Annotated in this window: 14 protein-coding genes; 4 read left to right on the top strand and 10 right to left on the bottom strand. The window is 32.4% G+C overall.

All coding sequences use genetic code 11. From position 1 onward, the window contains the following. Positions 1–87 precede the first annotated feature (87 nt). Positions 88–1194 carry a PQQ-dependent sugar dehydrogenase gene (locus tag QTL86_RS19645; RefSeq protein WP_410495841.1) on the top strand — a complete coding sequence of 369 codons (1107 nt, stop codon included), beginning with the start codon at positions 88–90 and terminating at the stop codon, positions 1192–1194. A gap of 207 nt (positions 1195–1401) precedes the next feature. Here the strand turns inward: QTL86_RS19645 and QTL86_RS19640 are convergent, their stop codons facing one another. Then, positions 1402–1695, bottom strand: coding sequence for a DUF2935 domain-containing protein (locus tag QTL86_RS19640; protein ID WP_410497321.1), 294 nt, complete (start codon positions 1693–1695; stop codon positions 1402–1404). Positions 1696–1925: 230 nt separating this feature from the next. Between QTL86_RS19640 and QTL86_RS19635 the strand changes: the two genes are divergently transcribed. The 3 genes from QTL86_RS19635 to QTL86_RS19625 all read left to right on the top strand — a co-directional run bounded on the left by QTL86_RS19635 (position 1926) and on the right by QTL86_RS19625 (position 3005). Beyond that, positions 1926–2123 (top strand): hypothetical protein, encoded by a 198-nt coding sequence (locus tag QTL86_RS19635; protein ID WP_410495840.1) that lies wholly within the window; start codon positions 1926–1928, stop codon positions 2121–2123. A 15-nt stretch (positions 2124–2138) separates the two neighbouring features. Further along, on the top strand, positions 2139–2312 hold the full coding sequence (locus QTL86_RS19630) for a class IIb bacteriocin, lactobin A/cerein 7B family (protein WP_410495839.1): 174 nt from the start codon (positions 2139–2141) through the stop codon (positions 2310–2312). A gap of 180 nt (positions 2313–2492) precedes the next feature. Then, positions 2493–3005 (top strand): signal peptidase II, encoded by a 513-nt coding sequence (locus QTL86_RS19625; RefSeq protein WP_410495838.1) that lies wholly within the window; start codon positions 2493–2495, stop codon positions 3003–3005. Between the two features lie 192 nt (positions 3006–3197). On the opposite strand, the gene QTL86_RS19620 is transcribed toward QTL86_RS19625, so the two are convergent. From QTL86_RS19620 to QTL86_RS19580, 9 genes are all read right to left on the bottom strand, one after another. Beyond that, positions 3198–4112: a DUF2935 domain-containing protein gene (locus QTL86_RS19620; protein WP_410495836.1), complete on the bottom strand. Its 915-nt coding sequence runs from the start codon at positions 4110–4112 to the stop codon at positions 3198–3200. 148 nt (positions 4113–4260) lie between these two features. Beyond that, positions 4261–4590: a DUF1540 domain-containing protein gene (locus QTL86_RS19615; RefSeq protein WP_410495835.1), complete on the bottom strand. Its 330-nt coding sequence runs from the start codon at positions 4588–4590 to the stop codon at positions 4261–4263. Between the two features lie 322 nt (positions 4591–4912). Beyond that, positions 4913–5317, bottom strand: coding sequence for a hypothetical protein (locus tag QTL86_RS19610; RefSeq protein WP_127064895.1), 405 nt, complete (start codon positions 5315–5317; stop codon positions 4913–4915). 187 nt (positions 5318–5504) lie between these two features. Next, a complete protein-coding gene (gene rlmH / locus QTL86_RS19605; RefSeq protein ID WP_127064896.1) occupies positions 5505–5984 on the bottom strand; it encodes a 23S rRNA (pseudouridine(1915)-N(3))-methyltransferase RlmH in 480 nt (159 codons plus the stop codon). A 284-nt stretch (positions 5985–6268) separates the two neighbouring features. Next, a complete protein-coding gene (locus QTL86_RS19600; protein WP_127064897.1) occupies positions 6269–7552 on the bottom strand; it encodes an MFS transporter in 1284 nt (427 codons plus the stop codon). A gap of 337 nt (positions 7553–7889) precedes the next feature. Continuing rightward, entirely contained in the window at positions 7890–9581 is a 1692-nt protein-coding gene (locus tag QTL86_RS19595) for an ABC transporter ATP-binding protein (RefSeq protein ID WP_127064898.1), read from the bottom strand. Positions 9582–9765: 184 nt separating this feature from the next. Continuing rightward, a complete protein-coding gene (locus tag QTL86_RS19590; protein WP_127064899.1) occupies positions 9766–10797 on the bottom strand; it encodes an ArsR family transcriptional regulator in 1032 nt (343 codons plus the stop codon). Between the two features lie 241 nt (positions 10798–11038). Beyond that, complete coding sequence (locus QTL86_RS19585; RefSeq protein WP_127064900.1) at positions 11039–11833, bottom strand: ABC transporter ATP-binding protein; 795 nt, start codon at positions 11831–11833, stop codon at positions 11039–11041. Position 11834: 1 nt separating this feature from the next. Continuing rightward, positions 11835–12734 carry an ABC transporter permease gene (locus QTL86_RS19580; protein ID WP_127064901.1) on the bottom strand — a complete coding sequence of 300 codons (900 nt, stop codon included), beginning with the start codon at positions 12732–12734 and terminating at the stop codon, positions 11835–11837. Between the last annotated feature and the right edge of the window lies 1 nt (position 12735).

Below are 12735 nucleotides of genomic sequence, written 5' to 3'. Positions count from 1 at the left end.
TTTTTATTTTTCTTACTGACCTGAATGCACCATTATTTTGATAACCCAATAATATAATAATGACACATTAATCATAAGGATATTAAAATGGAGAAATTAATATTAAACTTTTTATGTGCTATACTTGTTTTAAGGTCTAATCCTCTCCACATCGCCTCAAGATTGGTCCGTTCAAGACAACTTCCTTACAATGTTGAAGTTATTGCGGAAAATTTATATGTTCCTTGGGCTATAGATATCAGTAGTAACGGCAAATTGTATTTTACGGAACGCTCTGGTTCCATTAGAGTTATTCAAGATGGCATACTTCTTCCAGATCCACTTATTACATTTACATCTCCTTTTATTAGTCAAGATGAGGGAGGCTTAATGGGACTTGTTCTGGATCCTAACTTTTCACAAAATCACTATATTTATGTTATGCATACCTACACTGAAGATGGGCAAATCTATAACCGTGTTATTAGATTAACAGAAAACAATAATCGTGCATCTATTGACCGCATTCTGATAGATAAAATTCCAGGTGGGCGGTTTCATAATGGTGGAAGACTAAAGATAGGACCTGACCAAATGTTATATATCTCAACAGGAGATGCAACCAACCCCCTTTTAGCACAAGACCTCACAAGCACAGCTGGAAAAATCCTCCGTCTAACATTAGATGGTAATATTCCTACTGATAATCCAATCCCTAATTCTCCTATATATAGCTTTGGCCATCGAAATCCACAAGGGCTAGCATGGAGCTTGCAAAATATTTTATATGCATCGGAACATGGTCAATCTGCCCATGACGAAATTAATATCATCTATCCTGGGGCAAACTATGGTTGGCCACTTGTTCAAGGAGATGAAGATTTGCCAGGTATGATGTTACAACGACCCCTTATAAACAGCGGTGATGAGACATGGGCGCCTTCTGGTATTACTTTTGTGAATCAAGGGCCATTGCAAGGCAAGCTGCTTGTTGCCACTTTATACGGAAAGAGGCTACTTGTTATTTCTTTAAATGAATCAGGAACTCTGGTAGAGAACATTGAATCATGGTTTCCAAATGAATACGGGCGTTTACGCGAAGTTATTCAAGGCCCAGATGGTTCAATCTATCTTAGTACTAGTAATAGGGATGGTCGAGGAGATGCTAATATCTCTGACGATAAAATTATTCGTCTTGTCCCAAACCACTTGTAGCTTGCGTCTTTAGATCCTAACTATACCTATTTTTGCTCTTATAAGGCCTCTCTCATAAGTCATACCTCCATCTTGCAACTATAATACTCTCAATCAAAAAACGATATTAACCTAATAATTACAAGGTTAATATCGTTTCCTTAGTTTCTATCATTCTTCTAATAAGTTACTTTCATATCACCACAACATAGCTACTCAGTTCTATCATTACATCCCTTCATAAGTCTCTAATAATCTAATGTAATGATTAGCTTCTCTTAGTACATGATCAGCCAGAAGTGGCAGTATTATAGATCTTATTTTACAACTAGCAATCCCTTCTGTTCCCGCTTGTTTAAAATTCTTCAATTGAATAGTTTGATTTAAAGTTTCATTAGTAACACTGTTTATTGTTACATTTGTCATGGTTTGTACCTCTTGAATTAAATTCTTAAATTCATTAGCAAATTCATTTGAGGTAGTAATTAATTCATCTTCAGAAGGGTCAAGTAATCCTCTTATAAATAATGCGTATTTTATTACAAATTAGCTGAATCTCCTTTAGGAAATGTCTATACCTCTAAAGATATTGTAGCATTATATGACCATATAAGTACATTTCATAGACCAACTATAGAGTATTATTAATTCAAACAATAGTATATAAGTATAACAAAAGTTTGAGATATCATTTCTATATCTGCGTACGGGATTATACATAGATATAAATATTCAAAAAGGAGGAACAGCTTATGTGGAATGAAATGACCAATTTAGAAATGGAACAAATTACTGGAGGCTCTGACAAACCCACTACTACTATTATTGATGTAGGGGATGTAATAAGAGCAACAACAGAGGCTGTTAAGTTTGTATACGAGGTTAGTAAGGATCTAGGGGCAGCAGCTCACGATTTTATAGGTTGTCCAAAATGTTGGTTTGGATACTAAGAAAGGAGGAAGGTTATGTTTAAAGAATTAAGTTCTAGTGAACTACACGAGGTAGAAGGTGGCGCAGTTCCTTTATTAGTTGTAGTTATCGCAAAAAAAGCGGTTGTAACAGCAGTTAAGGCCACTGTAGGGTTTATAGTTGCCGCAGGAGTTGCAAAAGGCTGTAGTGAAGAACATGATAATAAGTAATTAGGATACATATCAATTTAAATCATAAAATAGAGGGTGTATCCATACCCTCTATTTTATGATTTAAGTATCTGTGATAATAGTAGGTTGTATTTTGATAATACACAGAAGATTTATATTTATTTAATGACCGTTTTATAGAATTAAGAAGTACATCATATCATTAAGAGGTGATTAAGTATGGCAATAAAGAAGAAGGGTATAGCGCGGTGGGTAACTTTTATCCTATTTTTAACATGTGCGGATCAACTTATTAAACTAATCATATATCATAATTATATGGCTCATACTTTCCCTATCATTGAGAATTTTATTTCTTTTACTCCACACTTCAATGAAGATATATCTTGGTTTAATGCTAAGTATGATTTAAATATGGGTTTGGGGATAATCACATTATTGACCATAGCTGTATTGATATTCGCTCTTTATCAAGCCAAGATACATTATATGGAATATCAAGAGCAAACACTTGCTGTAGCAGGATACTCTACGTTTATTTCGGGTGTATTAGCCTCAGTTTTGGACAAAATACTATGGGGAACAAGTTTAGATTATATAAAATTTAGGAATTGGTTTATTTTTGATCTAAAAGATTTATATTTAGATCTAGGGAGTTTACTTTTTATGATAGGATATATTATATTTGAGGTAAAAAAGCACAAGGCATTAGGCCAAGAAGTAAAGGGATAAAGCATATGCTACATTTTCTTCTTCCCATACTTCGTAACCAGCCATTTTACTGGCAAAAATATCTACAACTATATATAAATCAAAAACGATATTAACCTAGTATTTACAAGGTTAATATCGTTTTCTTAGTTGCTATTATTCTTCTAATAAATTACCTTCATATCGTCATAACATAGCTACTCAGTTCTGTCATTACATCCCTTCATAAGTCTCTAATAATCTAATGTAATGATTAGCTTCTCTTAGTACATGATCGGCTAGAAGTGGCAGTATTATAGATCTTATTTTACAACTAGCAATCCCTTCTGTTCCCGCTTGTTTAAAATTCTTCAATTGAATAGTTTGATTTAAAGTTTCATTAGTAACACTGTTTATTGTTACATTTGTCATGGTTTGTGCCTCTTGAATTAAATTCTTAAATTCATTAGCAAATTCATTTGAGGTGGTAATTAATTCATCTTCAGAAGGGTCAAGTAATCCTCTTATAAACAATGCATGCTCCATCATAATTTGATCCCAAAACAACTCCGTTTCTCTAGCATCTTTAGAATCAATATCCACCCTATTTTCTAAGTCGCCTACTAATGACAAATATAGCCTTGCCTCCCGCAATATATGTTCGATTAGTAATGGATAATTAGCTGTAAATAAATCACAAGATAGAACACCGTTTAATAGTCTCTGCTTAAAATTAATCAGCCCATTAATAAGATTCCTTGCATTAGCGTTAAGTTGCCTTACACGATTTACTGTATTAGGTCCAATCTGCGGGTTATTTCCACTATATAGTTGTGATTCCTGCATCGTTATATTTTGATCTATCTTTATCCCTGTGAAATTTTGAGTCTTTCTTTCTGTTCCTAATGTATAGTCAGTTACCACCTCGCCAGAATTTAAAACGCTTGGTCTTACTACGCCATTACTGAGACTCACCACCTGTGACAGTAACCTTTCAAATTCTCTCTTGTAATGCTCTGCCTCACTAGCAAGCTTTGAGTCTTTAGGCATAAACCCTGCTTCTAAAAAAAGTGCATGTTCCTTCATAATTCTTGAGAAAAATAAATGTAATTCAAGTGATAAAATTACATATCTTTGATCGCTTATCATATTCCCTCCAAAAAATCATTTTACTGTATTGTATGCATTTGGAAATTTCTGAGTGAATCATTTTGCAAATTATCCTTTAATCTATTATGTAAAAGAAAAATATAGGAGCCGTTGCTTAATACAACAGCTCCCTTTATCTAACTACATTTTATTCCGATCTACGCTCAAAGCTTAAACAGTCTGTATCCCTATAAGTTTCTGCTTCTCCTAGATTGCTTACCTCAATACCATCTGCTAGAGAACAGTGTCTTCTGACATGATAGATACATGTTTCCACTTCACAAAGTACTGCTTCTGTCTCTCCTGTTTTAACCTTATCATCTACGGCATTACTAACTTTCTCTTTATTGATATAGGTACTACAACTTGTTTCCTCAGTAATATTCGCCTTAGCCCCTACAATATTCAAAATACTGGCACTACATATGTTTCCTTGATTATAAGAACAAGAAACTACGCTACAACTTATCTTTGGCATCAAACCATCCTCCTCATATTATGCTACTTAAAATACGTACAAATTTATTATGAGTTAAATGGTCACAAAGTATGTAATTCATACGCATTAGTTTTGCAAGATTTGATTCTTATTTATGGTATGACTCACCGTTCCATTACCAAGTAATAACCTCATGTCTAAATTGATACAGCTAAAATTCTCCCATAATGCAAAAACAGAAGCATCTTTATTAGATACTTCTATCGATTGATTAATAAATTTTATTAGATTATCCGTTAGCTTTAACTATTACTAATTACTATTTTCCCTTATCCTTTAAGAAAATAGAGATTTAATTTTCCTAAGCTTGATATTCTAGAAAGATCTTGATATTCTCATTTTTAAATAAAATAATCGCTGAAATTATTAAATAGGATACCACTACCAACGTCACTATCATTAGTGAAATGTTTCCGTATCCAGTGGTCAATACTGGTAGCACACTTAATAGTAACCTAATTCCAATCAGTGTACTTATGCCCTGTAGTGTGGCAATAACATAAGGTACCCATATACTACCTGAATACAATTTCACTAATAATATTGCCCAAATGATACATCCTATTGCGGCTGCTCCCCCTCCAGACTCACGAGAAATAGCAGCTGCAATACTAAGACATTCTAAAATAATACGCCCTACTATAATAGCAACAATCAATTTTTTCCCCTTACCATATTTCTCTATAAACTCATTAGGCCTTTCCATAAGACTCCCCCTATCTATTCATGACAAAATAAATCTGTCCCTAATAAGATTATATCAAATTTTATTAATTCTGAATACTCTTGTTATACATTTACACCGCTAGACTAATAAGTATTTATATAAATTTACTTCATTATTATAGTATATATCAAAGTATTGCCTTTTATAGCTTCATTATTTCTATCACTTACTTATGGTATGGTTCATTATTATTAATCCTAAACCCTCTATAAATCTGTTCTAATAGCATGACTCTAAATAGCTGATGAGGAAATGTCATTTTTGAAAAACATAATTTATAATTAGCTCGTGCTCTCACAGCATCTGATAACCCTAATGACCCTCCTATGACAAAAACAAGATGACTATTTCCCCTTACACCACAATCTTCTATAAAGCTTGCTAGTTCTTCTGAAGATAACATTTTGCCTTGCAAATCTAAAGCTACTACGTAAGCTGTATCACTTATTTTAGAAAGAATTTTCTCTCCTTCTTTATCTTTAATCATAAGTTCTTCTTTTTCTGAGGCATTATCCGGTGTTTTTTCATCGGCTAGTTCAATCATATTGAGCTTACAATATCTGCTTAATCTTTTACTATATTCATCAATAGCTTGCACCAAGTATTTTTCTTTAAGTTTACCAACGCAGATTAATTCTATTTTCATTAAAGGACTCCTTATTTTATCTTAGTATCATTCTCTCTCTATTTTAACACACTCATGCTTTTCTAACCTTATTTTTGTGATACTATCCCCTATTATAATCCTTTTATCTATAACTCACTTATAGTAGCTATATACCCACATCATGTACAAAGGAGCAACATATTATGAGAGCTATAATCTTAAATATAACCACTAAGGAAATCTACTTTTCTCCTTAAATAAAAAATCCTAGAACATAAGCTACTTCTGTATACACCTATGTCCTAGGATTTTTTTATTCTATTTTAATCTAACTTCCTAATATCTTTATGCCTATACCATATCACGCTAAACAACGCACCTAAAATACCTGTACATAAAAACATAACAGCCATACCTATTCCTTTTCCTGTTCCTACTATTCGTTCTAAGAACCTAACAATTTGGTTATCGGCTTTCATAAAAGGTTCAAACACATAATCAGCCAAATAACCACCTAGTAATATCCCAACAGGAATAGTCCCATTTTGCAGTGCATTTCTCACTGAAAACACCCTTCCTTGCATCTCTTTAGGAACCTTCTCATACATAATGCCATTGATACCTGCATTAATAAAAGGAATCAGTACACTAGTTGCTATAGCAGAGAAACACCACATCCATGCATTCCTGCTCATTCCCATTAATATATCTCCTACTAAGAATGAAGATGCTGTAGAGAAATAAATCACCTTTATTCTTGCACTAGGGAATTTGATGAAGGTAACTGCTATGCCCCCTATAATGCCACCAAAACCTATAAATCCTGTAACTAAAGCTAATATGCCTTCATCTCCACCACTTCTAGTTAAAACTAATGCTGGTAAAATATTTTCATAGCCTATACGTGAAAACAAATTGGCTACTGTCATACTTAATACTAAGTACCAAATTCCTTTATGCTCTTTTAAGTACATCCACCCTTCTTTGCAACCCTCTAGTAATGTTTGTTTTTTGCATTCTTTACTTATAAGCCCTTCAGGTATATGAGTAAAACCAGCAAGTACCACAAAAGCTATTATAAAGCTTAATAAGTCAACCAAAATAACGCTCTTTAATCCTAGAATTCCATAAATAAAAGTGGCAAGCATTGGTGTAACTACTGTTAATACAGAACTTGAAAAAGAATTCATTCCACTAGCTTTTTCATATTGCCCTTCAGGTACAATAATTCCTATAGCCACTGAAGTAGCTGGCCCCTGAAAAGCATTCATTACACCTGTGACTGCATTTACCATGTAAATATGATAAAGCTCTAACTTCCCAATCATTAGCAATAACAGTATTACTAATGTATTTAGAGCAGCAATCATATCTGCTCCTAGTATAATCATCTTTTTTCTATGCCTATCAATAAATGCCCCTGCGAATAAGCTGACTACTATATAAGGTAAATAATTGCAAAATGACATCAGTGACATAGACATCGCTGACTGCGTCTTACTATATGCCCATAATATAAGTGCAAAACTAGTCATAGAGCTTCCTAGCTGTGAAATTATTTGTGTAAGCCAAAATATAATATATGTATTCCATTTATAATCTTTCATTAGATTTCTCCTTTTTAGTTAATAATGTATTTAACTAAAAGTACAAAATCTAATTGGGACGACTAAACTACTACTCTATACAAGGATCGTCCTCTTATTAGATCTTGTACAGAGTAATTTGCTTAAATCAATGACTATCATACACATACGACTTTCCTTTCTCCTTACTTTTATCTTTATTATATATCAAAAGATTCTAATTACAATGTACTAACTAAAAATGCAGGAGCCGTCATTTCTTATCTATAGCCTCTGCATTTTTTAATGTATTCATTTATCAAATTTATCTATTTCTCTATTGTGTAAAAGTTTTATTGAAAGAAATAAAATATCTCCTCTAGCTCATTTTTGCTAAACTATAAAAATCAAGGAACTTTTCCTCCTTATTGATTAACTCTTTAAAGGTTCCGTTTTCCATTATCAGTCCGTTTTCCATATAAATTATTTCATCATATAAGCCTAATAATTCTTCACTCATTTTATGAGTAATCGTTATTAATGTTAAATCATCTATACTTAAAAGTTTACTTTCTATATCATAAGCTGTTTGCATATCTATAGCTGATGTACCCTCATCTAATATAAGGATTGGTGTTTTTTGAATCAATGCTCTAGCTATAGCTACCCTTTGTCTTTGACCTCCTGACAGGTTACTTCCATTTTCACCCACTAAATAATCTAATCCATCTTTCATATTACCTATAAATTTATCTGCTCCACTTGACTCTAACGCAGCATTAATATCTGCTTCTGTGAAGTCCTTAAATAGGCATATATTATCCTTAATACTTTTATCAAACATGTATACATTTTGATGGATCATAGCCATCATTGTATTAACTTTTTCAATACTTAAATTTTCAATGCTCTTTCCATCATAACTAATATTACCAGTAAAATTTGAGTAATATCCTGATATAAGCTTAATTAATGTGGATTTACCACAACCGTTGCCTCCTACAATTGCATATTTCTTCCCTTGCTTCAGTTCTAAATCTATTCCTTTTATAACAGTCTTATCTTCATCATAACTAAACTGTAAATTAGAAACTTCTATGCTTTTATTAAAAGTAGGTTCATCCGTGCCTATTAATCCATGGTCGGCATACTCTGAAAATGTTTCTAATCTTTCAAGAACCGCTTTCATACTGCCGATTTTAGGTATATTGCTCATGATTATTATTACAGGTTGCACAAGTGTTCCTGAAAGCTGGAATACAGCAATTAGTATACCCATTGAAAGATCACCCCTCAGCACAAAATACCCTGATAAAAAAATGGCTACAAGCTGAGTTCCAAGTCCTAGTATTTGAGACACCGATTCATTAATAGCAAACAGTCTATCTGCATTAAATTTTATCCGCGCTATATTTTCATTATTCTCTTCAAATTCATCATCTATCTTCTCTTTTAAGTTAAAGGATCGAATAACATCATATCCAGAAAACATATCCTTTAGCTTACAAGTAAATATTGATAAGCTATTAGATATTTCAAGCTGCTTACTTTCTAAGGCTTTCCCAAAAATACTAGGCACAATAAATAGTAGTAGCATACTAATAAATAATGCTAATGTAACTATTGGACTTAAAATGATTAGACGAATAACTGTCGCTATAAACATAACTGTATATTGTAAGATTTGCAGTAGTGGAATAATATAATTCTCTTCAATAAGTTTCATATCATTAGTTAATGCAGAAATATAATCTGCTGTGTTATTATTGGTAAAATCTTTGTGATTAGCTCTCATTATTCCTCTAAAAACCTTACTTCTTAGCATCTTTAGAACGTTTCTAATGAATTTCTTACTACAAATATCATAGGCAAAATAGACTAATCCCAATGTTATTGAATAGCTAATAGTATAAATAAGGATATTACGAAAATTATTACTATCTCCTATTGTGACATAATCGATAGTTTTTTGTACAAATACGGACAAGTATACAATTGATATTGATGATAATGAACTAAGTAACAACGTCAACGCTAATAAAAACTTACTTTTTTTAATACATTCTTTCACCCTACATCCCCCTCATTTAGTATATTAGATGTTTGTCTAATATATTTAATTATTATCAAATTATATTTTTATATTAATTCTTCATTAGATATATGTCAAATAATTTTTAAAATCATCTAACTATTTTCAAAAAATAGAGCTACTTAGGTAAGATTAATCTCCTTAATCTATCTAAGTAGCTCTATTAAAATAATACGTTACTAAGTTCATTCATAAAATTTTTTAATCCAGGTTCATTTAGAAAATAATAGACTTTACCTTGCTTCTTCTCTATTGTTACCATTCCGTATTCTAGTAATGATCCCATGTGATAAGAAACCGTTGCTGGGCTTAACCCCAAAGCTTCTGCTATTTCTAAATTGTATTTATGTCCACTCTTAAGCAAAGTTATTATTTCTAATTTACTTTTATCACTTAGTGCCTTTAGCTTTAGCACTAACTCTCCCTTATTTCCCATTACTTTTAATTTTTCTTTATAAACTAACTCAACTAATAAACCTACAAAATACGTGTTATTGATATTAATGAACGTTGCACCAAATGCTAAAGTAGGTATTATAACATTCTCTTGATTTGGCATTTCAATAATATTATTCAGAATTTCACATTTCCCTGAGTTAATATATTTTATTAAATCTGAGAGAAGCTTATTTATATGATTACCTATAGCCTTGTATGCTTCCTCATAGGCCTTCATATTATCATTTATTACTCTGATTAATCTAATATAATAATCTTTAGGAGCATCCAATACAGCAATCATCTTCCATTTACTACTTTCACTGATGTCTGCTTCCTTTAAAAAATCTATGATCCCCCTTAAATCCCCTATAGATTCAACACTTTCATTTCCTTCTGCCTGGTCATTGTATACATCTATGATTAATTTCTTTAATTCCTCATTAGTCATCCCATTAATATTTTCAATTATGTTATTATTATTAATTAATACGCTTGCAAGAATCAGGAAAACTTCAAGTTCGTTATCACCTAAAAATAAAATTTCATTATCATTAATAACTTTATATTTATCAAATGCTTTTACATATTTTTCTATCACTCTTAAATTTTTCTTTATGAAAATCTCTCCATTTATCCCTTCATTACTTAACTGTTCAATAGCCATTTTCTCGAAATTGCCATAATCATTGCTCATATAAAGTAACCCAAGAATTTCGTAAATAGGGTTTAACTTCTCAATTATTTTTATATCCATCAACTCACCCCAAAGACTTTTTTCCTTATTATATCATATTTATTAACAAAGCTCCTATCTTCTAATATTCCCCTTATATTCGTAGTTTCTACTAGATCATATTATCACTATATCATAGTCCACTAATCCTATAACAACCCAAATACCCATAAATTTCAAAAAAAGACTAGAGAGTAAGTCTTTAACTTAATTCTCTAGTCTTAACTATAATTCTACTTTTTACTTTAGTTTATCCTTATTATTACGCTAATAACATTCTATCATTAGCAAATTCACCTGAACTTGCTTCTTCGAACATCTTTAGTAGATCAGCTACTTTTAGGTTTTTCTTTTCTTCGCCTTCAATATCAAAGATAATGCGGCCTTCATGCATCATAATGAGGCGATTACCTAATCTAATAGCATCCTTCATATTGTGTGTTACCATAAGCGCTGTAAGTTGACCTTCTGCAATCACTTGTTCAGTAAGGCTTAACACTTTATGTGCTGTCTTAGGGTCAAGGGCCGCCGTATGTTCATCTAACAGCAATAGCTGTGGTTTTTGAAGTGTAGCCATAAGCAAGGTCAATGCCTGACGTTGTCCTCCTGAAAGAAGCCCCACCTTAGAAGTTAGACGATTTTCTAAGCCTAAATCTAACATCTTTAACTTTTCTACATAAAGGCTTTTCTCTTCCTTTGTAATGCCCCAACTTAAACCTCTTTTCTTACCTCTACGATAAGCCATAGCTAGATTTTCCTCTATCTCCATTGCAGCTGCTGTGCCCCTCATAGGATCTTGAAATACACGACCTAATAGCCTAGCACGTTTATGTTCTGATTGATAAGTAATATTCTCTCCTGATAAAACAATAGAGCCCTTATCACTTAAATAAACACCAGCAATCATATTTAATAAGGTAGATTTACCTGCACCATTACCACCAATAACGGTCACGAAATCTCCTTGTTTTAAATGAAGGTCAATACCATTTAAAGCTTTCTTCTCATTAATGGTATCTGGATTAAATGTCTTATATAGATTTTCTATCTTTAACATGTTATGCCTCCCTTCTCTTAGCCTGCTGATCTAGCTTTTTCTTCATTACTGGAATACCTAATGCAATAGCTACGATAACTGCTGTTAGTAATTTAAGGTCTGTAGACTGCATTCCTAATTGAAGTACAACCGCTATAATAATACGATAAATAATAGAGCCACCAATGATAGATGCTAACTTATAAGCAAAGTTAAAGCGATTGCCAAAAATAACTTCTCCTATAATAATAGAAGCAAGCCCTATAACAATAGCTCCTTGACCCATACCTACATCTGCAAAACCTTGGCTTTGTGAAACAAAGGCTCCAGATAAGGCAACTAAGGCATTACTAAGCATAAGACCAATAATCTTCATTTTATCTGTGTTTACACCTAAGGCACGTACCATATATTCATTATTTCCTGTTGCTCTAATAGAACTTCCAAGTTCTGTTCCAAAGAACCAGTATAAAACGGCAACAATACCTACAGAAACAATTAATCCAATGATTAAAGCTAAATTGTTTGTAGAAGTCTGAATTACTTCACCTAAGGTTGAAATAACTGTTCTTTCTCCTAAAAGAGGGATATTTGCCTGTCCTTGAATACGTACATTAATAGAATATAAAGCAAGCATTGTTAATATACCTGCTAGAATACCTGGGATTTTTACTTTTGTATGTAGTAGGCCTGTAACAGCTCCGGCTATCATTCCTGCACACATAGCAGGTAATATTGCTAGCCATGGGTTAACTCCTTTTACAACTAAAATAGCACTTACCGCACCACCTAAAGCGAAGCTCCCATCAACAGTCATATCTGGAAAGTCTAATATCTTAAAGGTGATATACACACCTAAAGTCATAAGTCCCCATAATACACCTTGAGAAATGGCCCCTACTATAGCCAATAATATGTTCATA

Source organism: Cellulosilyticum sp. ST5 (genome assembly GCF_046529625.1).
GTDB classification, from domain to species: domain Bacteria; phylum Bacillota; class Clostridia; order Lachnospirales; family Cellulosilyticaceae; genus Cellulosilyticum; species Cellulosilyticum lentocellum.
This window is presented reverse-complemented; position numbering and strand designations above follow the sequence as displayed.

What these genes read in the sequence shown, in the direction of transcription:
- QTL86_RS19635 (WP_410495840.1), top strand. Translation starts at nt 1,926, where the DNA reads ATGTGGAATGAAATGACCAATTTAGAAATGGAACAAATTACTGGAGGC.
- QTL86_RS19585 (WP_127064900.1), bottom strand. Translation starts at nt 11,833, where the DNA reads ATGTTAAAGATAGAAAATCTATATAAGACATTTAATCCAGATACCATT.
- QTL86_RS19580 (WP_127064901.1), bottom strand. Translation starts at nt 12,734, where the DNA reads ATGAACATATTATTGGCTATAGTAGGGGCCATTTCTCAAGGTGTATTA.
- QTL86_RS19615 (WP_410495835.1), bottom strand. Translation starts at nt 4,590, where the DNA reads ATGCCAAAGATAAGTTGTAGCGTAGTTTCTTGTTCTTATAATCAAGGA.
- QTL86_RS19610 (WP_127064895.1), bottom strand. Translation starts at nt 5,317, where the DNA reads ATGGAAAGGCCTAATGAGTTTATAGAGAAATATGGTAAGGGGAAAAAA.
- QTL86_RS19630 (WP_410495839.1), top strand. Translation starts at nt 2,139, where the DNA reads ATGTTTAAAGAATTAAGTTCTAGTGAACTACACGAGGTAGAAGGTGGC.
- QTL86_RS19645 (WP_410495841.1), top strand. Translation starts at nt 88, where the DNA reads ATGGAGAAATTAATATTAAACTTTTTATGTGCTATACTTGTTTTAAGG.
- QTL86_RS19625 (WP_410495838.1), top strand. Translation starts at nt 2,493, where the DNA reads ATGGCAATAAAGAAGAAGGGTATAGCGCGGTGGGTAACTTTTATCCTA.
- QTL86_RS19600 (WP_127064897.1), bottom strand. Translation starts at nt 7,552, where the DNA reads ATGAAAGATTATAAATGGAATACATATATTATATTTTGGCTTACACAA.
- QTL86_RS19590 (WP_127064899.1), bottom strand. Translation starts at nt 10,797, where the DNA reads ATGGATATAAAAATAATTGAGAAGTTAAACCCTATTTACGAAATTCTT.
- QTL86_RS19620 (WP_410495836.1), bottom strand. Translation starts at nt 4,112, where the DNA reads ATGATAAGCGATCAAAGATATGTAATTTTATCACTTGAATTACATTTA.
- rlmH (WP_127064896.1), bottom strand. Translation starts at nt 5,984, where the DNA reads ATGAAAATAGAATTAATCTGCGTTGGTAAACTTAAAGAAAAATACTTG.